This window comes from Mesorhizobium sp. LNJC405B00, assembly GCF_000502615.1.
In the GTDB taxonomy this organism is placed as follows: domain Bacteria; phylum Pseudomonadota; class Alphaproteobacteria; order Rhizobiales; family Rhizobiaceae; genus Mesorhizobium.
Genome location: NZ_AYWC01000013.1, coordinates 81,015 through 106,183, shown reverse-complemented (window position 1 = coordinate 106,183; position 25,169 = coordinate 81,015). Strand labels below are relative to the sequence as shown.

Sequence of the window (25,169 nt, the reverse complement as noted above, 5' to 3'; positions counted from 1 at the left end):
TAGACCGATATCAGATGCCCTGAGGACGGCTATGCCGGGATGCCGTTCCCCGCTTCAGCGCCGAGATGCGCCTTGAGCGCCATCTGGGCCAGGCTTGCCTGGCGGTCACGATGGGTGATCATGGCGAAGTCGCGCTTCGGCAGTTCGAGCGGCACCGACCGGAGACTGCCCTCGGCGACGGCGCGTCCGACGACGAGGTCCGAGATGATGGTGGCGCCGGCGCCGGCCTCGACCGCCTGGCGAACCGCCTCGTTGCTCGGCAGCACCAGAAATATCTGCAGGTCGCCAAGCGATATCCCCTCGCGGCGGGCCAGGTCCTCCAGCACCTCGCGCGTGCCCGAACCACCCTCACGGATGATCCAGCGCAGCCCTCTGATATCCGGGCGGCCCGGCGCGATCTCGGCGATTTCGGGATGCGAGGCGGCGACGACCAGCATCAACCTGTCGACGTCGACCTTGGTGCGGCGGAGGATGTCTGACTCGGTGCGCCCCTCGACCAGACCGAGATCGGCGGTGCCGTCGAGCACATTGGCCTCGACCTGCCTGGTGTTGCCGATGCTGACGCTTAAGCGCACCGCCGGGTAGGCTTCATGGAAAGAGGCCAGCCTGCGCGGCAGCCAGTAGCTGGCGATGGTCAGGCTGGCGGCGATCGACAGGCTGCCGGCGACCGTCTGCGAGACATGCTCCAGCACATTTCGGGCGGCGGCGGCGCGTTCCAGCACCGCCTTGGCCTCGGGCAGGAAACGGTGGCCGGTCTGAGCCAGCTCGATGTTGCGGCCGACACGGTTGAACAGATGAACGCCATGCTGCTCTTCCAAAGCGCGGATGGCCGCCGACGCCGCCGACTGGGAGATGCCCAAAAGCTCCGCCGCCTTGGTCATATGGCCGCGTTCGGCAACGGCAACGAAAATGCGCAACTGGTCCAGCGTCATGTGTGCATTAAGAACCAATTCCGATCGAATTTACAAGAACAACTGATTAGACGGATCGATAGCTTTATTCTACTTTTTCAGTCGAAGTTAGAAAAAATTCGCCAACAAATCGCGGCCAACAAAATGATCGGGCGGTTCAGATCCCTTTTTGCGCATTGGACCCGTGGCCTCAGGCGGCGGCTGGCCGGCGATCGATATCATCCTGAAGAACACTATATGCGTGGCCCCGGACCGAAGACGCGGGCCAAATTCGCAGGTAGCAAAAGCACGCCGGCATCATGAACCCAGCTGCGCCGCGCGGGGCCAATTCCGCACCGTCGCAACGGCCGCTTCCCAATACACGCGCGCCTGATGAAGGCGACGGTGTCGACACCTCGCCAACCGTTTCCGACAGCATCGCCAAGACCACCTGCTATATGTGCGCCTGCCGCTGCGGCATCGACGTCCACATCAAGGACGGCAAGGTGCGCTACATCAACGGCAACAAGGACCATCCGGTCAACCGCGGCGTAATCTGCGGCAAGGGCAGCTCCGGCATCATGCAGCATTACAGCCCGGCGCGGCTGAAGAAGCCGCTGTTGCGCAGCGGCCTGCGGGGCTCGGGTGAATTCCGCGAGATCGAGTGGGAGGAAGCGTTTTCGATTGCGACCGAGCGGCTATCGAATATCCGCCGAACCGATCCGAAAAAGCTCGCCTTCTTCACCGGGCGCGACCAGTCGCAGTCGCTGACCGGCTGGTGGGCGAGCCAGTTCGGCACGCCGAACTTCGCCGCCCATGGCGGCTTCTGCTCGGTCAACATGGCGGCCGGCGGGCTCTACACGATCGGCGGCTCGTTCTGGGAGTTCGGCGAGCCGGACTGGGACAATACGAAATACTTCATGCTGTTCGGCGTCGCCGAGGACCATGATTCCAACCCGATCAAGATCGGCTTGGGTAAACTCAAGGCGCGCGGCGCCAAGGTGGTGTCGATCAACCCGTGCCGCACGGGCTACAACGCGATTGCCGACGACTGGATCGGGATCCGGCCCGGCACCGACGGCCTCTTCGTCTTCGCCCTCATCCACGAACTGCTCAAGGCGGGCCGCGTCGATCTCGATTATCTGCTCCGCTACACCAACGCCCATGTGCTGGTCATCCAGGAGCCGGGTGCGGCGGACGACGGGCTGTTCCTGCGCGACAGCGACGACAATCTTCTCGCGTGGGACAGAGTGGCGAAGACAACCGTCAACGCAGCCGATGCGGATGCGAAGCCGGCGTTGACCGGCAGCTTCACGTTCGCCGGCCGCCGCTGCGTGCCGGTGTTTCGGCTTATCGCCGACCGCTACATGGACGACAGCTACGCACCCGATGCGGTCGCGGCACGATGCGGCATTCCGGCCGACACCATCCGCCGGATCGCTGCCGAACTCGCCCACGTCGCCTTCGAACAGACGATCGAACTGCCGGTTGCGTGGACCGACTGGGCCGGACGGCGGCACGAGACGATCAAGGGACGGCCGGTGTCGATGCATGCCATGCGCGGCATCTCGGCCCACTCCAACGGCTTTCACTCCTGCCGTGCCATCCACCTGCTGCAGGTGCTGCTCGGCACGGTGGACGTGCCCGGCGGCTTCCGTTTCAAGCCCCCCTACCCGCGCTCGGCGCCCCCGGGACCGAAGCCGGCCGGCAAGGTGGTCAGGCCGATGACGCCGCTCGACGGCATGCCGCTCGGCTTCGTCTGCGGGCCGGACGATCTCCTGGTCGACGAGGCCGGCACGCCTTTGCGCATCGACAAGGCTTATTCCTGGGATGCGCCGCTCGCCGCGCATGGGCTGATGCATACGGTCATCCGCAATGCGTGGGCCGGTGACCCGTACCCAATCGACACGCTGATGATGTACATGTCGAACATGGCGTGGAATTCCTCGATGAACACCGTCGAGACCATTGCCATGCTCACCGACCATGACGAAGCGGGTAACTACAAGATCCCCTTCATCATCTATTCCGACGCCTATTATTCCGAGACGGTGCCGTTCGCCGACCTGGTGCTGCCCGACACCACCTATCTCGAACGTCACGACTGCATCAGCCTGCTCGACCGGCCGATCAGCCATGCCGACGGGCCGGGCGACGCGATCCGCCATCCGGTGGTCGAACCGGACCGAGATGTCAGGCCGTTCCAATCGGTGCTGATCGAACTTGGCGCTCGGCTTGGCCTGCCCGGCTTCGTCGAGGACGATGGCTCGGCCAGATATGCCGACTATGCCGACTACATCGTCAATCACGAACGCACGCCGGGCATCGGCCCGCTGGCCGGCTGGCGCGGCAAGGACGGCACTTCCGTCGGCAAGGGCGAAGTCAATCCCGACCAGTTGCAGCGCTACATCGGCAATGGCGGCTTCTGGCACCAGGATTTTGCTGAGGACCAGCGCTATTACAAGATGGCCAACCGCTCCTATCTCGACTTCGCAGAGCAGATGGGGTTCATCCCCAAGGCCGAGCCGATCGTGTTCCAGCTCTATTGCGAACCGATGCAGCGCTTTCGCCTCGCCGCGCGCGGTCATGGTCGCGTCCAGCCGCCCGAGAGCGAACGCCAGCGCATCGAGACCTATATGGATCCGCTGCCGTTCTGGTTTACGCCGTTCGAAGAGGCCGCGGTCGATCCGCAGAAATACCCGCTGCATGCGCTGACGCAGCGGCCTATGCACATGTATCATTCCTGGGGCTCGCAGAATGCGTGGCTGCGGCAAATCACCAGCCAGAACCGCCTGTTCGTGCACCACCAGACCGCGGCAGTTCTCGACCTGGCCGACGACGACTGGGTGTGGATCGAAAGCATCAACGGCCGGGTGAAGGGACAGATCAAGCTGGTCGACGGGGTCAATGCGGATACGGTCTGGACATGGAACGCCATCGGCAAAAGGCGCGGCGCCTGGGGGCTGAAGGACAACGCCGCCGAGAGCAATCGCGGCTTCCTGCTCAACCACATCATCGGCGACCAGACCTCGGCCGATGCGAACGGTAAACGCTATTCGAATTCCGATCCGGTCACCGGCCAGGCGGCGTGGTTCGATCTCAGGGTTCGCATCGTCAAATGCGCCTCCGAAGAAGCCGGCTTCACCGAGCCGCAATTCGAGCGCTTCAGCCAGCCGCCAAATGTCGAGCCTTCGCCCGACATCCTTCGCTTCGGCGCCGAGTTCCGCGTCCATAGGGAAGCCGTGGAATGACCTGCCTTCCCGCCCATACAGACAAGAAGCTTGGCCTGGTCATCGACCTCGACACCTGCGTCGGCTGCCAGGCCTGCGTCACCGCCTGCAAGGAGTGGAACACCGGCGGCCACATGGCGCCGCTAACCGACATCGACCCCTATGGTGGCGATGTCGACGGCGTCTGGTTCAACCGCGTGCACAGCTACGAGCTTACGACCGAAGCGGGCGGTCGCACGGTCAACTTCCCCCGCTCCTGCCTGCACTGTGAAACGCCGGCCTGCGTCACCGTCTGCCCCACCGGCGCCTCCTACAAGCGGGCGTCGGACGGCATCGTGCTGATCGACGAAAGCAAATGCATCGGCTGCAAACTGTGCAGCTGGGCCTGTCCCTATGGCGCGCGCGAATTCGATACCGACGTCGGCGTGATGAAGAAATGCACGCTGTGCGTCGACCGCATCTACAACGACAATCTGGCCGAGGAAGACCGCGTGCCGGCCTGCGTTGCCGCCTGCCCGACCAGCGCCCGGCATTTCGGCGACCTCGGCGATCCCACCTCGGCGGTGTCGCAACTGGTGGCGGAGCGCGGCGGCGTCGACCTGATGCCGGAGATGGGTTACAAGCCGACCAACAAATATCTGCCGCCGCGCGCCCAGCGCGCCGCATCGGTGCCGGCGCCAAGGCTCGAGCCGGTCACGGCCGAAGGCGGTTTTCTTGGCTGGATCGACCGCATGCTTTCGAACTGACCAATGCATCCAGCCTTTTCCGTCGTCTTCTTCACAACTGCCACAGGAGCGGGCTACGGCCTGCTGGCGCTGCTTGGCGTGCTTGGCGGACTGGGTTTTATCCCGGCCCATTTCTGGCTCGGCCTTATCGGCATGGGGCTGTCGCTCGGCCTGATCGCCGCCGGCCTATTGTCCTCGACCGGCCATCTCGGCCGCCCCGAACGTGCATGGCGCGCCTTCTCGCAATGGCGCAGTTCCTGGCTGTCGCGCGAAGGCGTGGCCTCGGTCGCGACCTTCATTCCCGCCGGGCTGTTCGGCATCGGCTGGGTGTTTTTTGGCCGCACCGGAGGCTGGATGGCCATCGCCGGGTTTCTCGCAACTATCGGCGCAATCGTCACCGTCTGCACCACCGGCATGATCTATGCCTCGCTGAAGCCGATCGCGCAGTGGCATAGCCCGTATACGCTGCCGGGCTATCTCATCTTTTCGGCGATGACCGGCAGCGTGCTGTTGAACGCGCTGCTGCAGGCTTTCGCTATCAGCCCGACCGCCGTTGCGGTAGCCGCCCTGCTGCTGACCTTGCTCGGCTGGGGCTGGAAGCTGGCGACGTGGCGATACAATGACGCGCTGAAGATCGCGACCACCGCCAACACGGCGACAGGCCTCGCCGGAGGGACGGTGCGCTCGCTGGAATGGCCGCACACCGAGGAGAACTACCTGCTCAAGGAAATGGGTTTTCGGATCGCGCGCAAGCATGGCGCAAAGCTGCGGCTGATCACGCAGTTGCTGGCTTTCGCCTTGCCTGCCCTGCTGCTGCTTTCTGTCTTTTTCGCTTTGCCCTGGCCATTCGCAGCGGTGCTGTCGGTGCTTGCGGCAATCGTCCAGTTCGCCGGCATGCTGGTCGAGCGCTGGCTGTTCTTCGCCGAGGCCAAGCACACCGTCACCCTCTATTACGGCCGGTAGAGCGTCCCGCCGTCAGGCGGCCGGTGCTCGTGGCGCCGCCGGCAAATCCTTAAGCAGGATTTCGATCGCGGCATCGATTACAGCTGTCCTGCGGTCGTGCGCGTAAAGGCCGTATTGGACCGTGAGCGGCTCGGGCAGGCCGGCTGACGTCTTCAGCACCCGCATCGAAGCGGTGCGCACGGATTCGGGCGGAAGCAGTCCAACGCCCAGTCCGTTCTCGATCGCGGCCTGAAGGCCGGTGACGCTCTGGCATGACAAGGCGATCCGGTGCTCCCGGCCGGCGGCGACCAGCGCCTCGATCATCCGCCTGCGCCAAGGGCAGGTTGCGCCGAAGGCGGCGAGATCGAGTGGCCGGTCATGGTCCAGCACATAGTCCTGGGCGCAGACCCACTGCAGTTCGACGTTCCATGTCGTCACGGCATCGGCCGCGACGACGGATGTCGGGGCAATCATGACATCCAGCGCATCCTCGCTCCACAGCCGTCCCAGCGCGACGCTGTGCTCGACCATCGCGTCGAGGCTGATGTCGGGATAGGTGCGATGCAGCCGCCCAAGCGCGGCCGAGAGCGCGGCCGTGGTGACCTCTTCGGCAAGACCAATACGCACGCCGCCGCCAATGCTAGCCTGCTGCAGACGCGCCACTGCTTCATCGCCGAGAGCGAGGATGCGGGTCGCGTATCCCAGAAAGAGCTCTCCCGCCGCAGTCGGTACGACACCGCGGCCGGTGCGCTGGAACAAGTGCCGTTGGAGCAGGCCCTCCAGCCGGCGCATCTGCATGCTTAGCGCCGATTGGGTCTTACCGGTCTGCGCGGCGACCCTGCTCAGGCTACCTTGCCGGCAGACCGCGACATAGGTGCGGAGAAGGTCGAGGCCGATCTGTTCAGATATCATTTTGTTTGAACTCTGATGTCATCGGTATCAGTCTACAATGATATCCCGCCACGCGCTATCTCACACTCAAGAGAAACAGCGCAGGGAAGAAAACCATGAAAGCGATCCGTGTTCACCGCCATGGCGGGCCAGATATGCTCGCCTACGAAGATGTCGACATCGGCCAGCCCGGACCGGGCGAGGTGCGCGTGCGCAACCGGGCGGTCGGCCTCAACTTCGTCGACATCTATTTTCGCACCGGCGAATACGCGCCGCCCGCTCTGCCATTCATTCCCGGCAATGAAGGCGCCGGCGAAATCGTCGCCGTCGGTGAAGGCGTCAGCGGCTTCGCGCCTGGCGACCGAGTCGCCTATGTCGAGACGCTCGGCGCCTATGCCGAAGAACGCATCGTGCCGGCGCATTTCGTCGTGCATCTGCCCGACGCCATCGATTTCGAGACAGGTGCGGCGATGATGCTGAAAGGGCTGACGGCGCAATATCTGCTGCGCCGCACGTTTCGCGTCGAGGCGGGCCATACCATCCTGGTGCATGCCGCGGCGGGCGGCGTCGGCCTCATCCTGACGCAATGGGCCAAACATCTCGGCGCGACCGTCATCGGCACGGTCGGTTCACCCGAAAAGGCCGAACTTGCGCGCGCCAATGGCTGCGACTATGTCATCGACTACAGCAAAGAGAATTTCGCCGCACGGGTGAAAGAGGTCACCAACGGCGAAGGCTGCCACGTCGTCTATGACGGCGTCGGCAACGCGACCTTCCCCGCCTCACTCGACTGCCTGCGGCCGTTCGGCACCTTCGTCAGCTACGGCACGGCGTCGGGGTCGATCCCGCCATTCGACATCATGCTTTTGATGCAAAAGGGTTCGCTGTTCGCCACCTGGCAGTTGCTGTTCCATCATCTCGCCAGGCGTGAGGACGTTGTCGCCATGAGCGAGGATCTGTTCAGCGTCGTCCTCAGCGGCGCAGTGAAAATCCCGGTGCACACAAGCATGCCGCTTGCCGAAGTGGCGGAGGCGCATCGCCGGCTCGAGGCACGGCAGACGACAGGCGCAACCGTGCTTATACCGTAGAAACTTAGCCCGGCCGCAGCATCGAACCGGAAATGGCGAAGATGCGCGCGGCGCCCATCATATAGGCCATCAACGTCTCGCGGCGGAACAGGCCGGCATAGGCGCGGTCGAGCACGTTGAGCGAGCCGGTATAAGCGCCGAAGGCCGGCATGATCATGCGGCCGCCATCGCCGGCAAAGCAGCGCCGCCGCACCGAGCGGCCCTGCTGGACGATGCGGGCGCAAGGGTGAAGATGGCCGGCAACTTCGCCCTCGGTTCTTATCTTCGACGGCTCGTGGCGGAACAGCAGCGAGCCGATGGCGAGTTCGCGCACCGTCTCGCCGGGCAAATCCGCCGGCGCTTCCGGGTCATGGTTGCCGGCGACCCAGAACCAGTCGCGGCCGGCCATCAATGCTTCCAGCCGATCGCGGAAGGTTTGATGCATGCGCTCGGCGCCGCCGCCGTCGTGGAAGGAGTCGCCCAGGCTGATGACGATGGCCGGCTGGTAGTCCGCGATTACCGCCTGCAGCCGGAGCAGAGTGGCGCCGGTATCGTAGGGCGGGATCAGTGCGCCGCGCCTGGCGAAGGACGAGCCCTTTTCCAGATGCAGGTCGGAGACCGCGAGCAGCCTCAGATCGGGGAAATAGAGCACGCCGCGCGAATCACAGATCGCGCGCTCGCCCGCGATGCCGACAAAGTCGGCCTCGGCGATCAGCGATGCCCGCGCCAGCGAAAAATTCATTCCTCAACCATCCCAGGACCCATGGCTTCCTCGACCAAAGTCGCGGCATCCATCAGCAGCGTTTCGTCGGCCTCGCCATTCACCGGCATCTTGCCGATTTCGAGCATGATCGGCACGGCCAGCGGCGATATCTGTTCGAGTGCCTTATGCACGATTCGACCCTGGATACGCGAGAGCATGTCGGCAAGTCTGCTGACATCGAGCAGACCGGTCGCCGCGTCGGCGCGCGTCGCCTGCAGCAGGATGTGGTCGGGCTCATGGCTGCGCAGCACGTCATAGATCAGATCGGTCGAGACGGTGACCTGACGGCCGCTTTTCTCCTGTCCCGGGTGGCGCTTCTCGATCAGGCCTGAAATCAGCGCGCAGTTGCGGAAGGTGCGCTTGAGCAGCCAGCTGTCGGCCAGCCAAGCCTCGAGGTCGTCGCCCAGCATATCCTGGTCGAACAGAGCGCCAAGCGAAGGTTTCCGCGATTTGAACATCGCGCCCATATCGCCCAGCGACCAGATGGCCAATGCGTAGTCGGTGGCGACGAAGCCAAGCGGCCTGGCGCCGGCCCTGTCCAGCCGGCGGGTGAGCAGCATGCCGAGCGTCTGGTGCGCCAGCCTGCCCTCGAAAGGATAAGCGACGAGATAGTGACGGTTGCCGCGCGGAAAGGTCTCGATCAAGAGGTCGTCGCGTTTGGGCAATACCGATTTGTCGGCCTGGAACCGCAGCCAGTCCGATACCTGCTCGGGCAGCTTCTTCCAGCGCTGCGGGTCGTCCAGCATGGCGCGCACCTGCTCGGCGAGGTAAGTCGAAAGCGGAAATTTGCCGCCGCCATAATAAGGAACCTTGGCGTCGCGTCCCGGCGCATTCGAGACGAAGCATTCGTTCTCGCGGATGCCTTCGAAGCGCAGCACTTTGCCGGCAAACATGAAGGTGTCGCCATGCGTCAGCGTTTCGAGGAAGGCCTCCTCGATCTTGCCCAGAGCCCGGCCGCCGTGCGAAGCCGAGCCTTTGCTGCCGGCCTTGACGTAACGCACATTGAGCGCCGGCACCTCGATGATGGTGCCGACGTTCAGCCGATATTGCTGCGCGACGCGGGGATTGGAGACCCGCCACATGCCGTCCTTGTTGAGGCGGATGCGGGCGTAGCGCTCGTAGTTCTTCAGTGCGTAGCCGCCGGTGGCGACGAAATCAATGACGCGGTCGAATGTCGGCCGGTCGAGGCTGGCATAGGGCGCTGCTGTCAGCACTTCCTCGTAGAGATCGTCGGCGCGAAACGGCGCTCCGCAGGCGCAGCCCAGCACATGCTGGGCCAGCACATCGAGCCCGCCATTGACCAGCGGCGGCGTATCCTGGGCGCCCAGATAGTTGGCGTCCAGCGCTGCCCGGCACTCCAGCACCTCGAAACGATTGGCCGGGATCAGGATCGCCTTCGACGGCTCGTCCATGCGGTGATTGGCGCGGCCGATGCGCTGCGCCAGCCGGCTGGCGCCCTTGGGCGCGCCGACATGGACGACCAGATCGACATCGCCCCAATCGATGCCAAGGTCGAGCGTCGAGGTGGCGACGATGGCACGGAGCGCGTTTTCCCCCATCGCCTTCTCGACGCGTCGGCGCTGGGCGACATCGAGCGAGCCGTGATGCAGCGCGATCGGCAAGGTATCCTCGTTGACCCGCCACAATTCCTGAAACAGCAGCTCGGCCTGGCTGCGAGTGTTGACGAACAGCAGGGTGGTCTTGTGGCGCTTGATCTCGCGATAGATTTCCGGCGTCGCATAGCGCGCCGAATGGCCGGCCCATGGCACGCGCTCTTCCGAATCGAGGATCGAGATTTCGGGCTTCGCGCCGCCGGTTACGACGATGAGTTCAGCCATGTCTCCCGGTGGATTCTGGCTGACCAGCCAGCGCCGCAATTCGTCGGGCTCGGCCACCGTTGCCGACAGACCGATCGTCTGCAGGCCGGGCACGATGCTGCGCAGCCGCGCCAGCCCGAGCGCCAGCAGATGGCCGCGTTTCGATGTCACCAGCGAATGCAACTCGTCGAGCACGACATAGCGCAAATCCTCGAAGAAGCGCCCGGCATCGCCGGCCGCAATCAGCAGCGCCAATTGCTCGGGCGTGGTGAGCAGGATATCGGGCGGCGCCAGCTTCTGGCGCTGCCGCTTGTGGGAAGGCGTGTCGCCGGTGCGCGTCTCGATGGTGACGGGCAGGCCGATCTCCTCCACCGGCTTGCCGAGGTTGCGCTCGATGTCGACGGCCAGCGCCTTGAGTGGCGAGATGTAGAGCGTGTGCATACCGCGCCGTGCCGCGCCAGGCTTGCGCTTGGGACGGTTGGCCAGTTCGGTAAGCGACGGCAGGAAGCCGGCCAGCGTCTTGCCGGCGCCGGTCGGTGCGATCAAGAGCATCGATTGCCCCGCTTGAGCCTTCGCCAGCAGCTCGATCTGATGAGCGCGCGGCGACCAGCNGACCAGCCTTTTTCGCCGAACCATCTGATGAATGGTTCGGGCAGAAGGACGGCGGCATTCTGTTTGGCAAGGCGCGGCTGCTCGGTCACGCGAAAGAGGTAGCGCGATGGCGCGCGATCGCCAAGGAAAATCGGAACAAAAGGTGATCGGGTGAGCTATCCCTCGCCGCGTTTACGGGGAGAGGATGCCGGCAGGCAGCTGAGGCGCAGCGCGACCTTTCAGTCGCTGGCGTGGCCCCTCATCCGTCTTCGGGCACCTTTCCCCGTGAACGGGCGAGGAAGAGGCGCTAGGGCCGCCGAAACCCAGTCGGCCCGCCATACAGATACCCAATCCGATCAACCGCATCCTTCAGCCCTTCGCGCGAGACCAGCATGGTGTGGCCGTTGGCGTGGATCATTGTCTCGGCGTCGGTCATGATCGCGACATGGCCCTTCCAGAACACCAGGTCGCCGCGTTTCAGTCCGGCATAATCGAATCCCGGATCGAGCGGCTCGCCGAGGCCTGCCGCTTGCATGTCGGAATCACGCAGCACATTGCGGCCGGCCATGCGCATGGCCAGTTGCACAAGGCCCGAACAGTCGATGCCGAAGCCGGAGGTGCCGCCCCAGAGATAGGGCGTGCCGAGAAACATCTCGGCGACCGAGACATAGTCGGCGGCGATGTCACTGACCGGGCAAATATGGCCGGCGATCAGCGCCTCGCTGGAGGGCAACAGCGCATAGTGCGTGCCGCGCGTTTCGGCGGCACCGGTTACCGTCACCGTCGAGCCCATCGACAATTGGCCGCTGATCGGGAAGCGCAGATCCGGGCCAGGATAGAGGAAGGTGCGCGGCGCCGTGACGATGTGGGTTGGCGCATGCTCGCGTGCGCCCAGCATGGTGGCGCCGACGTAGCCGACATAGCCGTCGCGTTCGGCCTGGACCCAGGCCCATCCCTCGGCTTCCTCGAAGACAAGCACATCGTCGCCGAACAGTACCTGCGTGTTGACGCCGGCATCCGGGCGCGGTGCCTTGCGCACGTCAGCCACGGAGGCTGTGATCCGAGCCGGACGGCCGGTGACGAAGCGATCGGCCGAAACCTTCCCTTTCAGCCTTGCATCGGCGAGGTCGGAACGGAAGGCGTGGAGGCGGGCATCCCTGGCAGTCAAATCGGTACTCGTTCTAATTCATGGATTGATCAGATGGGCAGTTCATGAGCCCTGGCAACGATACCATCCCCGAAGCGCTCGACAAAGAGCGCGCCTTCGACCGTGCGCCGGATCAGCACATTGCGCTTGTCGAGCTCGTCGCGATGGCGTGACACCAGTTTCAGCGCACCCATAGTATCGAGGGCGCGGGTGATGACCGGCTTGGTGACATTGAGGCGGGCTGCCAGGCCGCGCACCGTGTGCGGCGGCGGGTCGAGATAGATGGTGAACAGGATCGCCGTCTGGCGCATGGTGAGATCTGGCGCGCCGGCGCGCACCTGGGACAACATCACCTGCTGCCATAGTCGCATCGCCTGGCTCGGACGCATCGAAATCGACATCGCGCGAGCATGACGGCAAATTGTTTCGGTTCCGTTTCAGTTTAGAGGCAGTGTGCTTTGCTCACGACCCTAGGCATAGCGCCTCGAAATGACCCGCTCCAGTGCACGGATGCCTTGCGCCTCGCCGCCGGCGGGTCCATAGGGGCGATCGGACGGGTTCCAGGCGAAGATGTCGAAATGCGCCCAGCCCGTTGTCCGTTCGACAAAGCGCTTGAGGAACAGCGCCGCGGTGACCGAGCCGGCGAAACCGTCCGTGGTGACGTTGTTGATGTCGGCGATCTTCGACGCCAGCCTGCCGTCATAGGGCCGCCACAACGGCATGCGCCACAACGGATCCTCGACGGCCACCGAGGCCGCAGCCAGTTCGGACGCCAGCGCTTCGTCGCCAGTGTAGAAAGGCGGCAGATCGGGACCGAGCGCGACACGCGCTGCCCCGGTCAGCGTCGCCATGTCGATCAGCAGTTCCGGCTCCTCGTCATCGGCCAGCGCCAGCGCATCGGCCAGCACCAGCCGCCCTTCGGCGTCGGTGTTGCCGATCTCGACGGTGAGGCCCTTGCGGCTGGTCAGTACATCTCCAGGCCGGAAGGCGTTGCCGGCAATCGAATTCTCGACCGCCGGGATCAGGACGCGCAGCCGGATCTTCAGCCCGGCAGCCATGATCATCGAGGCCAGGCCCAGCACATTGGCGGCGCCGCCCATATCCTTCTTCATCAAGAGCATGCCCGACGACGGTTTGATGTCGAGGCCGCCAGTGTCGAAACAGACACCCTTGCCGACCAGCGTCACCTTCCGCGCGCCTTCCGGTCCCCAAACCATGTCGATCAGTCGCGGCGCTCCGACCGAGGCCCGGCCGACCGCATGGATCATCGGGAAATTCTGCTTCAGGAGATCATCCCCCTTGATCACCGACACCTCGGCCTTGTGAGTGGCCGCCAGGGTCCGCACGGCCTTCTCCAACTCGTCCGGTCCCATGTCGCTGGTCGGCGTGTTGACGAGGTCGCGCGCCAGGAAGACGCCGTCGGCGATGCGCCGGACACGACCCGCATCGGCGCCGGACGGCAGCGCAAAACGCAACGCCTTGCCTGATTTCTTGCCGTAGCGAGTGAAGACATAGCCGCCGAGCACCAAGCCTATGGCCGCGAGTTCCGGCTCGGCTGGAGCGGCGGCAAAATGCCAGTCGCCTTCCGGCAAGGCTCTCGCCAGCATGCCGACGGCCAGCGCCCCCTCGCCATCACCGACGCCGAACAAGGCGCCGGCAAGGGAACCGTTGTCGCCGGGCAGGGCCAGCGTCCTGCCGGCTTCGCCGGAAAAGCCGTTGGCGGCCGCCCATGCGATCGTGGAAGGCGAAAGCGCCAGAGCCTCCAGTCCATCCCTCGCGACCAGATGGACCGGCAAGGCAGTGCTTAGTGTCTCGATGAGTTCGACAGGCATTCGATGGTCTCCGGGAGGCTTGCAGATCGTCCTCAGTCAAGTGACAGGGACGTCGAATGATTTCAACATCTATGCACAGAGCCGGGCATGGGACGTGCCAGGCCAGTGGCTTCCGGCGGGCCGTTCACCGATCCGACGGCTCACTTTTTAACTGTCTGTTAGGGTTAACAGAATATTTCTGCGGGGATGAAGATGGCCACGTGAATGGCCACGCGCAGGAATGGAGAGCCCCGTGCCGATGCCCACCAACCGCAGGATGAACGTCACGGGCAAACGGTTGGTCACCACGGCACTGCTGATGGCGCTGGCGGCCGGTGTTGCCGGGTGCGGAACCAGCAAGCTCACGACCGGCTCGATCGGGCGCACCAGCGGCAAACCGCTGGAGACCATGTCGGCCAGCGAGTTGCACGGGGCGACCGGGCGGCTGGGCGAATCCTACGCAAAGAACCCCAACGACAAGCGGCTGGCGACAAATTTTGCGGCGGCGCTCCAGATGGACGGCGATGCCGACCAGTCGCTTGCCGTGATGCGCAAGCTAGCGATCGCCTACCCCAAGGACCGCGACGTGCTTGCCGCCTACGGCAAGGCGCTGGCCGCCAACGGCCAGTTCGAGCCGGCGCTCGACGCCGTGCGCCGGGCGCAGACACCGGAATATCCGGACTGGCGGCTGATGTCGGCCGAGGCCGCCATTCTCGACCAGCTTGGCCAGAAGGATGAAGCGCGCCAGAACTACCGCAAGGCGCTGGACCTCAAGCCGAACGAACCCTCGATCCTTTCCAATCTCGGCATGTCCTATGTGCTGGAAGGCGATCTGCGCACCGCCGAGACCTATATGCGCTCGGCAGCCCAGCAACCGAATGCCGACAGCCGGGTGCGCCAGAACCTTGCGCTGGTCGTGGGACTGCAGGGCCGCTTCGACGAGGCCGAGAAGATCGCCTCGCAGGAGCTTTCGCCCGAACAGGCGCAAGCCAATGTAGCCTATCTTCGCCAGATGCTTGCCCAGCAGAACGCCTGGAGCCAACTCAAGGATCAGGACAAGGCAAAGCCGGCGACCAACTGAGCGCCGCATGGGCGCCGGCCCCGCACAGCGCAAAATCCGTCCCCATATCAAAGCTGAAAAAACAAGAGCCGCACTGCATGGCAATGCGGCACTTTGTATGGCCGCAACGAGGCCTACTGGCTTGAGGAACTGTGCTGGTCGCCGAAGATGCCGCGCTGGCTGACCTGGATGCCGGCCGGGCCCAGAATGATGGCGAACAAAACCGGCAGGAAGAACAGGATCATCGGCACGGTAAGCTTCGGCGGCAGGGCGGCGGCCTTCTTCTCGGCGGCATTCATGCGCATGTCGCGGCTTTCCGAGGCCAGCACGCGCAATGCGTGCGCCACGGGTGTGCCGTAGCGTTCCGCCTGGACCAGTGCCTGGGACACTGACTTGACCGATTCCAGGCCGGTACGAGCCGAGAGGTTTTCATAAGCCTGCTTGCGCTCCTGCAGATAAGAGAGTTCGGCGTTGGTCAGCACGAATTCCTCCGCCAGCGCCACCGACTGTGAACCGATCTCCTCGGAGACCTTGCGCAAGGCAGCCTCGACCGACATGCCCGACTCGACGCAGATCAGCATCAGGTCGAGCGCATCCGGCCACGCCGCCTGGATCGACTGCTTGCGCTTGGCGGCACGATTGTTGACGTAAAGGATCGGCGCGTAGAAACCCGCGTAGGCGACAAGGATGCAGACGAACAGTTTCACGAAGGCCGGCCGGTCCGGCAGTCCGCCGAGCACGAACAGATAGATCGCTGCCAGCGCGAAACCGACAAAAGGCAGGATCAGGCGGAAGAACAGGAAGCGCGTCAGCGGGTTCTGGCCACGAAAGCCCGCCACCTTGAGCTTCTGCAACGTGCCTTCATCGGCCAACGCACGCCGCAGGTCCAGCCTGTCGACGATGTTGCGCATGCCGATCGACTGCTCTTCGCGCAGCCCCTTGCGGCGACGATCGGCTTCATTGGCAAGCCGCGCGCGCTGCTTGGCGCGCAATTCGTCACGCTCCAGCGCCACCGATCTCATGCGCGTCTTGAGCTGATTGCCACCAAGGGCCGGCAGCACCGTGAAGACGGTCGCGAACACCGCAATGCCAACCAGCAACGCTATCAGGAAGGCAGGATCGGTCAGCGATTTTACGACTTGGTCGGTCATTCGTTTTCAGTCTTTTCGTTTCGAGCTTTCCAAGGTCGGCCTAAACTTCAAAGTTCATCATCTTGCGCATCACCAGAATGCCGATCGACATCCAGACGCCGGAACAGCCGAGGATCAGATTGCCGGTGCTGGTGGTGAACAGCGGCATGATGTAGTTCGGGCTCGACAGATAGACGAGAAGGGCGACGACAAAAGGCAGCGCGCCGATGATGACGGCCGACGCCTTGGCTTCCATGGAAAGCGCCTGGACCTTGGCCTTCATCTTCTTGCGATCGCGAAGCACGCGCGACAGGTTGCCAAGCGCCTCGGAGAGATTACCGCCGGCCTGTGACTGGATCTGGATAACGATGCCGAAGAAGCTTGCCTCGCTGCACGGCATGGTTTCAGCCATGCGCAAGGTGGCATCGGGGATGGACATGCCAATCTGCTGTGAATCGACGATCCGGCGGAACTCGGTCTTGACCGGCTCCGGCGATTCACTGGCGATCAGGCGAATGGCGTCGTTGAGCGGCAGGCCGGATTTGACGGCGCGCACGATGATGTCGAGGGCGTTGGGAAATTCGTTGAGGAACGCCTTGACCCGGCGCGCGCGGCGAAACGAGACGAACCAGCGCGGCAGGCCGAGCGCCCCCGCCAGCAGCGCGCCCGGCAGGACCAGAAGCGGCGCGCCGGCGAGATAGGCAAGCACCGTCAGCGCGATGCCGCAAATGACGGAGTAGATATAGAAACGCTCGATCGAGACCTGCATGCCGGCCTGACGAATCTGGGCCTTTAACGGCGGCTTCTTGACGGCGAGTTCGTTGGTTTTCTGCTTTTCGTCGAGCTGTTTCAGCGTGTCCTGGACAGATTTACGCCGCTTGACCGCCTCCGCGACACGGTCGCGCGAAGCCTTGACGACCGAACGATCGGTCTCGGCGGCCTTGATCGTCTCGAGCCGCTTGCCGGCCTGCTTCTCGTTGCTCATCTTGGTGAACAGGAAGGCATAGGCGACCGCACCGGCGCTGAAGCCGGCGAGCACGATGAACGCCAGTACGGTGGTGTCAATTCCGAACATCGACCTCGGTCCCCAGCGCATATCGCCGTTTCAAGGAAACGGCGATATGCGCTATCGCTTTGTTTTGACGCAATTCCCAAGGGAAAGCGCTACGCGCTTTTCCCGGGAAAACCGCTTCACACTTTTTCTGGAATTGCTTCCAACCTCGATATGCGTCAGTCAGCGCGTTTCTCCATCGATTCCAGCGCATTGGCGAGGCGCTGTTCCTCGCCATAGTAGCGGGCGCGATCCCAGAAGTGCGGACGGCCGATGCCGGTCGACACGTGCTCGCCAAGCAGCCTTCCATTCGAGTCCTCGCCCTTGATGTTGTAGAGCACGATATCCTGCGTGATGATGACGTCGCCTTCCATGCCGATCACCTCGGTGATGTGGGTGATGCGGCGCGAGCCGTCGCGAAGGCGTGCTGCCTGGATGATGACATCGATGGAGCCGACGACGATTTCACGCACGGTCTTCTGCGGCAGCGAATAGCCGCCCATGGCGATCATCGATTCGATACGGTTCAGGCATTCGCGCGGGCTGTTGGAGTGGATCGTTCCCATCGACCCGTCATGGCCGGTGTTCATCGCCTGCAGCAGGTCGAAAACCTCCGGTCCGCGCACCTCGCCGACGATGATGCGTTCGGGCCGCATGCGCAGGCAGTTCTTGACCAGGTCGCGCATGGTCACCTCGCCTTCGCCCTCGAGATTGGGCGGGCGGGTTTCGAGACGCACCACGTGCGGCTGCTGCAGTTGCAGTTCGGCCGAGTCTTCGCAGGTGATGACGCGTTCCTCGCGGTCGATATAGTTGGTCAGGCAGTTGAGCAGTGTCGTCTTGCCAGAGCCGGTACCGCCGGAGATGACGATGTTGCAGCGGACGCGGCCGATGATCTTGAGGATCTCGGCGCCCTGCGGCGAGATGGCGCCGAACTTGACCAGCTGATCGAGCGTCAGCTTGTCCTTCTTGAACTTGCGGATGGTGAGCGCGGTGCCGTCGATGGAGAGCGGCGGGGCGATGACGTTGACGCGGGAGCCGTCGGGTAGGCGGGCGTCGCAGATCGGACTCGATTCGTCGACGCGGCGGCCAACCTGGCTGACGATGCGCTGGCAGATGTTGAGCAGTTGCTGATTGTCGCGGAAGCGGATGCCGGTCTGTTCGACCTTGCCATTGACTTCGATGTAGACGTTCTTGGAGCCGTTGACCATGATGTCGGCGATATCGTCGCGGGCGAGCAGCGGCTCCAGCGGGCCGTAGCCCAGCACATCGTTGCAGATGTCTTCGAGCAACTCTTCCTGCTCGGCGATCGACATTGCGAAATTTTTGATGGCGATGATGTCGTTGACGATGTCGCGGATTTCCTCGCGCGCGCTCTCGGGATCGAGCTTGGCGAGTTGCGACAGGTCAATGGTGTCGATGAGCGCGGAGAAGACCTGGCTCTTGGTGTCGTAGTAGGTTTCACTTTTTTCGCGCTGGATCTTTTTTGGCGGCTCCGGCGCCATCGACGGCGCCTCAACGGCACGACGAGTTGGCGGGGTTGCCGGCGCTCCAGGCGGCGCTGCCGCGGGCCGGGCAAGTACCGCCATGTCCGCAGGCGTTGCAGTGGCCGGCGCCGCTGGCGCCGGTGCTGGCTGACGGAACTCCGGGGTGAACCGGCCGCCGTCGTCGGAGCCTCTTTTACCAAACATGATCGACTACCAATTCCGTCCAGAACATGATGCCGAAGCGGTTTTCGAACGACATCATGCTCTACTTCTTGATTTGGAGGGGAGCGTCATTTCTTGTTACGCGAGAGCTTGCCGAGCAGGCCGCCAAGGCCTGCCTTCTTCCTGGCCTTGATTTCGCTGCGACCGGTCAGGACATGCGCGATTTCGTTGATCATGCCGACGACCGGGCTCCTGGCATCCATCTCGCCCAGCATGCGGCCGTTGTTGGCGGCATTTCCAAACAACAACGGGTCGAAGGCGATGACCGACATCGGCGTGAGGCTGAGCGGCTCGGCGAAGTCGGAAGCGGAAATCTCGGGCCGTTTCGGCACGCCGGCCTGGTTGATGATCAGCTTCGGCGGCGGATCGTTCGGGCGAAGCCTCGTCAGCATATCGACCAGGTTCTTGGTGTTGCGCAGATTGGCCAGTTCCGGCGTCGCCGTGATGACGATCTCGTCGGCCTTGATCAGTGTGTTCTTGGTCCAGCCCGTCCAGATATGGGGGACGTCGAGCACCAGCAGCGGCACGCTGCGCTGGGCGGTATCGATGAGTTGCGTGAAGGCATCGGGATCGAAATCATAGACACGTTCCAGTGTGGAGGGCGCGGCGAGCAGCGACAGATGTTCGGCGCACTGGGCAAGCAGACGGTCGAGATAGACCTCGTCGACGCGTTCGGGCGAAAATACGGCTTCGGCGATGCCTTGCGCAGGGTCCTGGTCGAAATTTATGTTGGCCGTCCCGAAAGCCAGGTCGAGATCGGCGACGACCACTTCCGACTTGAACAGCGATGACATCGCCCACGCTACATTGTGGGCGATGGTCGAGGAGCCGACGCCGCCCTTGGCGCCGATGAAGGCGATCGAGCGGCCGATCGGCTCGGCTTCCGGATCGACGAAGATCGATGACACCACGGAGACGATATCGGCCATCGACACCGGTGCGATGACATATTCGGAAATACCGAAGCGAATGAGTTCGCGGTAGAGACCGACATCGTTGTAGTGGCCGATCACCACGACTTTGGAGGAGGGATCGCAATATTCTGAAAGCTGGGCAAGCTGCTCCAGCAATTGCTTCGGTTCGCTGCGCGATTCCAGCAGGATGAGGTTCGGCGTCGGCGCCGATTGATAGAATTCGATCGCCGTGGCGATGCCGCCCATATGCACTTTCAGATGCGCCTTGGCCATGCGGCGATCCTCGCCGGCCCGCTCCACCGGATGCGCGACACCTTCCGTCTCGCAAAATGCCTGGATAGAAATACGCGGCACCGGCCGCAGCGCCTGCATCGCTGCAATATCCGATTGGGAGCTGCCGCCGCCGTCTCCGGGCGTGTCGTAGGCAAGATTGCTCATCGTCATGCTCTTTTCCGTGACTTCTCTTTCCGGTCTCTACGCGGGGCCGGCGCTCCTAATACGTCACTTCCGAATTGCCGAGGAACTCGTCCGAAATACCTCTGCCGCGATAGACGTCGATCACCGCGCCGCGGTTCTCGGCGTCGATATCGGACGACTTTCTTGGCCCGAGCAGATCGGCCGGATTGGCGAGTTGCGCGGCGAGGTTGTTTTGAGAGGAGCAGCCGTAATCGGCGTAGTGCTTGTTTTCGGAGGTTGCGAGGATGTCTTCGGGCCAGCGCCCGCATTTGTCGGTCTGGGCTCTCACCGAAATATAGGAAACCCGGATAGGCGCCGAGGCTTCCGGGGAAACCGACTGGTAGGAGGTCACCACGATCCGGTTTCGCTTGATGCCGCTGGCAACCGCCAGCCTGGCGAAATCGCGCGCCGCGGCAGTCGCCGCCACCTCATTGGCCGAGCCGATCGGGGTTGCGATCGTCAGCGCCGGGGCAGCGCTCCTGTCGTAGCCGTCAAGGAAGCCTAGAAGCGTGTCGCGCTGCGAGCCGGTCATGCCGCGATCGCCGGCGCCGACCGGGAGGTCCAGCTTCTGGTTCTTCTCGGCAATCACGATAGGATGCGTGGTGCGATAATCATCGGGAATCGCCCCGACCGTGATGCTGTCGCGCTTGGCACAACCGGCGAGCGAGGCCGCGATCGCGATCGCCAGGATCGGCATTGCCGATCGGCTGATCCGCGCACCACTGGACCGCACTGTCGTGGCGACCGCTATGGCCTTCGATGCTGACTGAGACATGTCCGCTCCCCGCTTACTTGTAGATGAAGCCGACAACGCCGTGGTAGCGGCCGTTGGGCTTGTCGGTCTGCATGGTGCCGTAGACGCGGTTGACGCGGCCAAGGAACATGGCCGGGCCATCGCCGGCGGCGTTGAAATTGTCGTCCGGCTTGGCCAGGTCGTTGCGCGCCACCGGCCGCGCCAGATAAGGCGTGATGATGATGACCAGTTCAGTTTCATTGCGGACGAAATCGCGGCTGCGGAATAGCGTGCCGAGCACCGGGATCTTGGTCAGGCCGGGCAAGCCCGATACAGCTTGGCGGACGTCGTCGCGGACGAGGCCGGCAATCATCATCGAACCGCCCGACGGCAATTCGACGGTGGTGTCGGCAAGTCTCTTGCGGATCGACAGAAGCGTCAGGCCGGGCAAGGTGCCGCCTCCTTCCAGGGTGGTAGCACCTTCCGAGGTCGGCTCCGAAACCGATGTTCTGACCTTGAGGCTGATCCGACCCGCCGACAGCACAACGGGCTGGAACTCGAGGCCTATGCCGTATTCCAGCTTTTCGTTGGTGTAGGTGACCTGCCCGGTCTGGTTGTCGGTCGAAACGTTGTTCGTACGTGCCGTGATGAGATTGAATTCGCCGCCGACCCTGAACGTTGCCTTCTCGCCCGAAACCGCCGTGAGGGTCGGTTCTGCAAGCGTCTTCATGACGCCGCTTTGCTCCATGGCATTGATGTAGGCTTTGAGGCCACTGCCGCCCAAGTTAAAGCCTGAATTCTGCGAAAGCGGCTTTCCCAAACCGTAGTTGGGCGAACTCAGCGCACCGTAGGCGATGCCGTCCATGCTGCCGCTGCCAACCATGTTGACGCCGAGCTGCTTCATCACCGAGCGGCTGACTTCGGCCACGGTCACCTTCAGCGTCACCTGGTCGTCGCCGATGATCTGTAGCAGGTTGACGATCTTCGAGACCCGGCGTTCGGCATCCGGGTTGTTGATGTCGACGCCGCCATTGGCATTACCGCCGGCCGCGGTCTGCGAATACTGGCCCGTCGTCGCTTCACCGCCGGACACGAAGATGGTTGCCAGATCGACGGCGCGCTTGGCATCGAGCGGCGTATCCACCGTCCCCGTCAGGACGACGTTGTCGTTCAGCAATTCGACCTTGATCTCGGCATTCGGAAGGAAGCGCTTGAGGTAGTCTTCCAATCCGGCGACGTCGCGTTCGACGGCCAGATCCAGGCTGGCAATCTGCTCGCCATTGGGACCGAAGACGAAGATGTTGGTTTCGCCCACCGACTTGCCGAACAGATAGATGCGCCTTGCGGTGCGGGTCACCGCATCTGCGACCGCGGGATTGGCGACAAGGATGTCGTAGGCGTCGCTCGGCAGATCGATGACCACCGATTTGTTGAGGCCGAGCTTGACACGTTGCGTGGCCGTCGAGGCCGTGACCCCGACGCTCTTGCCGGCGGCCTTGGCGTCTACGAGGCCACTTGCATGGGCTCCGAGGAAAAGCAGGCCGATGGCTGCAGCCATGGTGACCGGCAGTCTAGCGACTAACCTCATTTCCTTGCTCCTACTTCGGAAACTTCGCCCGATTTGATCAACCGCACCGTTCCGCGCCGCCCATTGCCGGAAACGAGGTAATCAGCTTCATCGGTACCCTTTTCCTTGTTGTCGGTGATCGAGCGCAGCGCCAACGTCAGGCGATCAGCCATCTGCTGGGCGACGGTGATGATCTCGGCCTGCTGCGGCGTCAGCTCCAGCGTCGCCGTCTGTCCGACCCTGGTCTTCTTGCCTTCCTCGTCCTCCTGGATGGTCTGATCGATCGCCAGGACGCGGATGTTCTTGAGGATGGTCTCGGTGGTGAATCCGCTACCGGCGTTGCCGGTGTCGGATCTGCGGGTCATGATGACGTCGACAAAATCGTTAGGCAGGATAAAGCCGCCTGCCGACGTGTCGGCCGAGATCGCGGTGGCGACGGCACGCATGCCGGTGGGCAGGATCGAAGACATGAAGCTCTGCCCCTCGCCGATCAGCTTGGAGCGCCGCAGCGGCTCACCGGTGTACATCGCCATGCGGGCGACGGAGCCCTTCAGCTTCTCCCGCGCTTCGGGTTCGGCGGCACGGGTGATGAAATTCGCATTGATGCCATCGGACGGCCAGGACTCCCAGCTGAGATTGTTCTCGAGCGGGCTTCCCATCGGCACGTCGCCGGAAAGCACGAGCACATCCTGCAAGGCGATGGCCGGTGCCTGCGGGGCATCGACGACGACCTGCTGGGGCGGGACCGCCACCATATTCTTGGCAACATAACCTGCACCACCCGCCGCGGCCACCGCCACGCCCAGAATGATCAGTCGGGATGCTGGCATCTGTCCGAACCCTCGCCTTTAGGCAACCACCTAGCCAGGCCGGACTTTGCAGCGGCAATCGTCAAAACAAGGTTAATACAATGCTTACGATCGTGATTAATTCAAGGTTTACATAATTACACGACCATGCTCCGACAAATGAAAAAGGCGGCCAAGCCGCCTCTTTTCAGGATCGATGCCGGAAGGGCAGAGGAGGTTCGCTACATCAGGTCGCCAACCTTGCCAGTGCCCAAACCATCAGGGGTGAATCCGGATAGGTCAGCAGCCCGCCAATGCCGAGTGCAATGCCGTAGGGAACGCCAGTCGTGTCGTCGGCGAAATGGCGCAGGAATAGATTGTGGCCGGTGTAAATCGCCAGCGGCGATTTCCGGTAGAGAAGGATGGCGAGCGTCAGCAGTCCACCGATGAACGTCGAGATCACGAGATACTCGACAAGGTGAGTGTTGAACCCCATCCAGACGGCGATGCCGGCGAGCAGCTTGGCGTCGCCGCCGCCCATGCCGCCGAGTGCAAACAGACCGAACGTCACGGCCAGCACCAGGGCGCCAGCAGCGAAATGCCAGCCATAGGTTGCCCAGTCCATGTCCGTAAGCGGCGCAATCAGGGCGAACACCGCCAGCAGCAGCACCGGTACGCGGTTGGCGATCGTCATCGACAGCATGTCGGAGATCGCGGCGAAGAGCATGCAAAAAGGAAAGACGACGAAGATCAATGCTTCGAGCATTGGCGCGACACCCTGTTGCCAACTGTATCCAGCCTCAGCCTAGACATATACGATTGACGATCGATGAGGCTGGGTACTCAAAATCGCCCGACGCGATGAAATAAGGGGCCGCCAATCAGGCGGCCCCTATCTCTAGGCAACCAGGTATTACGAACCACTCACCTTGCCGGCGATGTCCTTGAACTTGTTGTTCAGGGCATTGCCGAGCTGACCAGCGCCAACCATGATGGCAAGCGCGATGAGAGCGGCGATCAGACCGTATTCGATAGCGGTCGCGCCGGATTCGTCCTTCGCGAAACGTGCGATGAGATTAGACATTCGAGAGCTCCTACTCCACGTGTTACAGCACTTCCGTCAACTTCTGTGGTGGTTGATCGGATGCCGCCAATCTACGGAGAAGCTCTTTCAATCGGCTTAATAAATAGCCTTACCGATTCCTTTCCCGCTTCGAACAGCTTGCGTGGTTAACCGTAAACTAAACGCTGGAAAGTAGCTCGCCTGCCCGTGAAAAGCTGTAATCTCACGGCTATCGGCAGGATGCATTGTTATATAGCTGGCAGCAGGATTGGTGCGAATACCCCGGCGCCGGTCAAGGGTTTAACCGTTGGTTCACCAATCTCCTTCATGTTTCTTTGAACAAGTTTTGCCGCTGTGGAGCGCCTTGATGACTGCAATGAAATCGTCATTCCTGCTTGTCGCGCTTCTCGCCGTCCCGGCTTTTGTGCTGCCGGCCAAGGCCGGAGCCGGCATCGAAGTGACGATGAATCAGGCCAAGATCGTCAAACTGACACGCCCCGCCGACACCATAGTCGTCGGCAATCCGGCGATTGCCGACGCCTCCGTCCAGGATGCATCGACGATCGTACTGACTGGCAAGGGGTTCGGCGTCACCAATCTGGTTGTCCTCGACCACGATGGCAGCCCGATCGTCGACGAGCAGGTGACCGTGGTGCGCCAGGACGCGTCGTCCGTGCGTATCTACAGGCGCGCCTCGGTACAGACCATGTCCTGCACGCCCTATTGCGAAAGCTCGTACAAGAGCGACTCGGAAAAGTCGTCCGAAGCCGAGATGAGCGCTGGGCAGTAAGCGCCTCAGTTGGCTTGATTGTCTCGGGAAAGCCGCG

21 protein-coding genes and 1 pseudogene are annotated in these 25,169 nt (G+C 63.0%); 6 read left to right on the top strand and 16 right to left on the bottom strand.

Translation table 11 applies throughout. The features are described from left to right. Nucleotides 1–29 precede the first annotated feature (29 nt). Nucleotides 30–932, bottom strand: coding sequence for a LysR family transcriptional regulator (locus X756_RS143250; protein ID WP_023730955.1), 903 nt, complete (start codon nt 930–932; stop codon nt 30–32). 278 nt (nt 933–1,210) lie between these two features. Here X756_RS143250 and X756_RS143255 point away from each other — a divergent pair, with 278 nt between their 5' ends. The 3 genes from X756_RS143255 to X756_RS143265 are packed head-to-tail and all read left to right on the top strand — an operon-like array spanning nt 1,211 to nt 5,808. Then, nucleotides 1,211–4,141 (top strand): molybdopterin oxidoreductase family protein, encoded by a 2,931-nt coding sequence (locus X756_RS143255; RefSeq protein ID WP_023730954.1) that lies wholly within the window; start codon nt 1,211–1,213, stop codon nt 4,139–4,141. Continuing rightward, nucleotides 4,138–4,866 carry a 4Fe-4S dicluster domain-containing protein gene (locus tag X756_RS143260; RefSeq protein ID WP_023730953.1) on the top strand — a complete coding sequence of 243 codons (729 nt, stop codon included), beginning with the start codon at nt 4,138–4,140 and terminating at the stop codon, nt 4,864–4,866. The genes X756_RS143255 and X756_RS143260 overlap by 4 nt, the downstream gene beginning before the upstream one ends. A 3-nt stretch (nt 4,867–4,869) precedes the next feature. Then, nucleotides 4,870–5,808, top strand: coding sequence for a DmsC/YnfH family molybdoenzyme membrane anchor subunit (locus X756_RS143265; protein WP_023730952.1), 939 nt, complete (start codon nt 4,870–4,872; stop codon nt 5,806–5,808). Nucleotides 5,809–5,820: 12 nt separating this feature from the next. Here the strand turns inward: X756_RS143265 and X756_RS143270 are convergent, their stop codons facing one another. Continuing rightward, nucleotides 5,821–6,699 carry a LysR substrate-binding domain-containing protein gene (locus tag X756_RS143270; protein WP_023730951.1) on the bottom strand — a complete coding sequence of 293 codons (879 nt, stop codon included), beginning with the start codon at nt 6,697–6,699 and terminating at the stop codon, nt 5,821–5,823. 95 nt (nt 6,700–6,794) lie between these two features. Between X756_RS143270 and X756_RS143275 the strand changes: the two genes are divergently transcribed. Then, complete coding sequence (locus tag X756_RS143275; protein WP_023715319.1) at nt 6,795–7,766, top strand: quinone oxidoreductase; 972 nt, start codon at nt 6,795–6,797, stop codon at nt 7,764–7,766. 4 nt (nt 7,767–7,770) lie between these two features. Here X756_RS143275 and pdeM read toward each other — a convergent pair whose 3' ends face one another. The 5 genes and pseudogenes from pdeM to X756_RS143295 form a co-directional block, all read right to left on the bottom strand. Further along, nucleotides 7,771–8,487: a ligase-associated DNA damage response endonuclease PdeM gene (pdeM, locus tag X756_RS143280; RefSeq protein WP_023692555.1), complete on the bottom strand. Its 717-nt coding sequence runs from the start codon at nt 8,485–8,487 to the stop codon at nt 7,771–7,773. Further along, nucleotides 8,484–11,026: pseudogene (locus X756_RS01000000165875) on the bottom strand (ligase-associated DNA damage response DEXH box helicase). The gene pdeM and the pseudogene X756_RS01000000165875 overlap by 4 nt, the downstream one beginning before the upstream one ends. A gap of 197 nt (nt 11,027–11,223) precedes the next feature. Beyond that, entirely contained in the window at nt 11,224–12,084 is an 861-nt protein-coding gene (locus X756_RS143285; protein ID WP_023730950.1) for an NlpC/P60 family protein, read from the bottom strand. A gap of 29 nt (nt 12,085–12,113) precedes the next feature. Continuing rightward, nucleotides 12,114–12,464 carry a MarR family winged helix-turn-helix transcriptional regulator gene (locus X756_RS143290; protein ID WP_023669596.1) on the bottom strand — a complete coding sequence of 117 codons (351 nt, stop codon included), beginning with the start codon at nt 12,462–12,464 and terminating at the stop codon, nt 12,114–12,116. 69 nt (nt 12,465–12,533) lie between these two features. Then, a complete protein-coding gene (locus tag X756_RS143295) occupies nt 12,534–13,895 on the bottom strand; it encodes a leucyl aminopeptidase family protein (protein ID WP_023730949.1) in 1,362 nt (453 codons plus the stop codon). A 238-nt stretch (nt 13,896–14,133) separates the two neighbouring features. Between X756_RS143295 and X756_RS143300 the strand changes: the two genes are divergently transcribed. After that, nucleotides 14,134–14,955 (top strand): tetratricopeptide repeat protein, encoded by an 822-nt coding sequence (locus X756_RS143300; protein WP_023669594.1) that lies wholly within the window; start codon nt 14,134–14,136, stop codon nt 14,953–14,955. 113 nt (nt 14,956–15,068) lie between these two features. On the opposite strand, the gene X756_RS143305 is transcribed toward X756_RS143300, so the two are convergent. The 9 genes from X756_RS143305 to X756_RS143345 all read right to left on the bottom strand — a co-directional run bounded on the left by X756_RS143305 (nt 15,069) and on the right by X756_RS143345 (nt 24,363). Beyond that, complete coding sequence (locus tag X756_RS143305; RefSeq protein ID WP_023692560.1) at nt 15,069–16,085, bottom strand: type II secretion system F family protein; 1,017 nt, start codon at nt 16,083–16,085, stop codon at nt 15,069–15,071. 40 nt (nt 16,086–16,125) lie between these two features. Further along, entirely contained in the window at nt 16,126–17,139 is a 1,014-nt protein-coding gene (locus X756_RS143310; protein ID WP_023669592.1) for a type II secretion system F family protein, read from the bottom strand. A gap of 155 nt (nt 17,140–17,294) precedes the next feature. Next, complete coding sequence (locus X756_RS143315; protein WP_023730948.1) at nt 17,295–18,803, bottom strand: CpaF family protein; 1,509 nt, start codon at nt 18,801–18,803, stop codon at nt 17,295–17,297. An 86-nt stretch (nt 18,804–18,889) separates the two neighbouring features. Beyond that, nucleotides 18,890–20,173, bottom strand: a complete 1,284-nt coding sequence (locus X756_RS143320; protein ID WP_023730947.1) for a CpaE family protein — start codon at nt 20,171–20,173, stop codon at nt 18,890–18,892. Nucleotides 20,174–20,228: 55 nt separating this feature from the next. After that, nucleotides 20,229–20,966, bottom strand: coding sequence for a CpaD family pilus assembly protein (locus X756_RS143325; RefSeq protein WP_023730946.1), 738 nt, complete (start codon nt 20,964–20,966; stop codon nt 20,229–20,231). Nucleotides 20,967–20,979: 13 nt separating this feature from the next. After that, entirely contained in the window at nt 20,980–22,512 is a 1,533-nt protein-coding gene (locus X756_RS143330; protein ID WP_023730945.1) for a type II and III secretion system protein family protein, read from the bottom strand. After that, entirely contained in the window at nt 22,509–23,321 is an 813-nt protein-coding gene (gene cpaB, locus X756_RS143335; RefSeq protein ID WP_023688721.1) for a Flp pilus assembly protein CpaB, read from the bottom strand. Before cpaB ends, X756_RS143330 begins: the two co-directional genes overlap by 4 nt. Nucleotides 23,322–23,526: 205 nt before the next feature. Beyond that, nucleotides 23,527–24,045 (bottom strand): prepilin peptidase, encoded by a 519-nt coding sequence (locus X756_RS143340; protein WP_023730944.1) that lies wholly within the window; start codon nt 24,043–24,045, stop codon nt 23,527–23,529. Nucleotides 24,046–24,192: 147 nt separating this feature from the next. Next, complete coding sequence (locus tag X756_RS143345; protein ID WP_023730943.1) at nt 24,193–24,363, bottom strand: Flp family type IVb pilin; 171 nt, start codon at nt 24,361–24,363, stop codon at nt 24,193–24,195. A gap of 346 nt (nt 24,364–24,709) precedes the next feature. On the opposite strand from X756_RS143345, the gene X756_RS143350 reads away from it, so the two are divergent. Beyond that, nucleotides 24,710–25,132 carry a pilus assembly protein N-terminal domain-containing protein gene (locus tag X756_RS143350; protein WP_023681988.1) on the top strand — a complete coding sequence of 141 codons (423 nt, stop codon included), beginning with the start codon at nt 24,710–24,712 and terminating at the stop codon, nt 25,130–25,132. Nucleotides 25,133–25,169 lie beyond the last annotated feature (37 nt).

Bases quoted from the DNA above. Each gene is read 5' to 3' on its own strand.
- X756_RS143250 (WP_023730955.1), bottom strand. From the start codon at position 932: ATGACGCTGGACCAGTTGCGCATTTTCGTTGCCGTTGCCGAACGCGGC.
- X756_RS143255 (WP_023730954.1), top strand. From the start codon at position 1,211: ATGAACCCAGCTGCGCCGCGCGGGGCCAATTCCGCACCGTCGCAACGG.
- X756_RS143260 (WP_023730953.1), top strand. From the start codon at position 4,138: ATGACCTGCCTTCCCGCCCATACAGACAAGAAGCTTGGCCTGGTCATC.
- X756_RS143265 (WP_023730952.1), top strand. From the start codon at position 4,870: ATGCATCCAGCCTTTTCCGTCGTCTTCTTCACAACTGCCACAGGAGCG.
- X756_RS143270 (WP_023730951.1), bottom strand. From the start codon at position 6,699: ATGATATCTGAACAGATCGGCCTCGACCTTCTCCGCACCTATGTCGCG.
- X756_RS143275 (WP_023715319.1), top strand. From the start codon at position 6,795: ATGAAAGCGATCCGTGTTCACCGCCATGGCGGGCCAGATATGCTCGCC.
- pdeM (WP_023692555.1), bottom strand. From the start codon at position 8,487: ATGAATTTTTCGCTGGCGCGGGCATCGCTGATCGCCGAGGCCGACTTT.
- X756_RS143290 (WP_023669596.1), bottom strand. From the start codon at position 12,464: ATGTCGATTTCGATGCGTCCGAGCCAGGCGATGCGACTATGGCAGCAG.
- X756_RS143295 (WP_023730949.1), bottom strand. From the start codon at position 13,895: ATGCCTGTCGAACTCATCGAGACACTAAGCACTGCCTTGCCGGTCCAT.
- X756_RS143300 (WP_023669594.1), top strand. From the start codon at position 14,134: ATGCCCACCAACCGCAGGATGAACGTCACGGGCAAACGGTTGGTCACC.
- X756_RS143305 (WP_023692560.1), bottom strand. From the start codon at position 16,085: ATGACCGACCAAGTCGTAAAATCGCTGACCGATCCTGCCTTCCTGATA.
- X756_RS143310 (WP_023669592.1), bottom strand. From the start codon at position 17,139: ATGTTCGGAATTGACACCACCGTACTGGCGTTCATCGTGCTCGCCGGC.
- X756_RS143315 (WP_023730948.1), bottom strand. From the start codon at position 18,803: ATGTTTGGTAAAAGAGGCTCCGACGACGGCGGCCGGTTCACCCCGGAG.
- X756_RS143320 (WP_023730947.1), bottom strand. From the start codon at position 20,173: ATGAGCAATCTTGCCTACGACACGCCCGGAGACGGCGGCGGCAGCTCC.
- X756_RS143325 (WP_023730946.1), bottom strand. From the start codon at position 20,966: ATGTCTCAGTCAGCATCGAAGGCCATAGCGGTCGCCACGACAGTGCGG.
- X756_RS143330 (WP_023730945.1), bottom strand. From the start codon at position 22,512: ATGAGGTTAGTCGCTAGACTGCCGGTCACCATGGCTGCAGCCATCGGC.
- cpaB (WP_023688721.1), bottom strand. From the start codon at position 23,321: ATGCCAGCATCCCGACTGATCATTCTGGGCGTGGCGGTGGCCGCGGCG.
- X756_RS143340 (WP_023730944.1), bottom strand. From the start codon at position 24,045: ATGCTCGAAGCATTGATCTTCGTCGTCTTTCCTTTTTGCATGCTCTTC.
- X756_RS143345 (WP_023730943.1), bottom strand. From the start codon at position 24,363: ATGTCTAATCTCATCGCACGTTTCGCGAAGGACGAATCCGGCGCGACC.
- X756_RS143350 (WP_023681988.1), top strand. From the start codon at position 24,710: ATGACTGCAATGAAATCGTCATTCCTGCTTGTCGCGCTTCTCGCCGTC.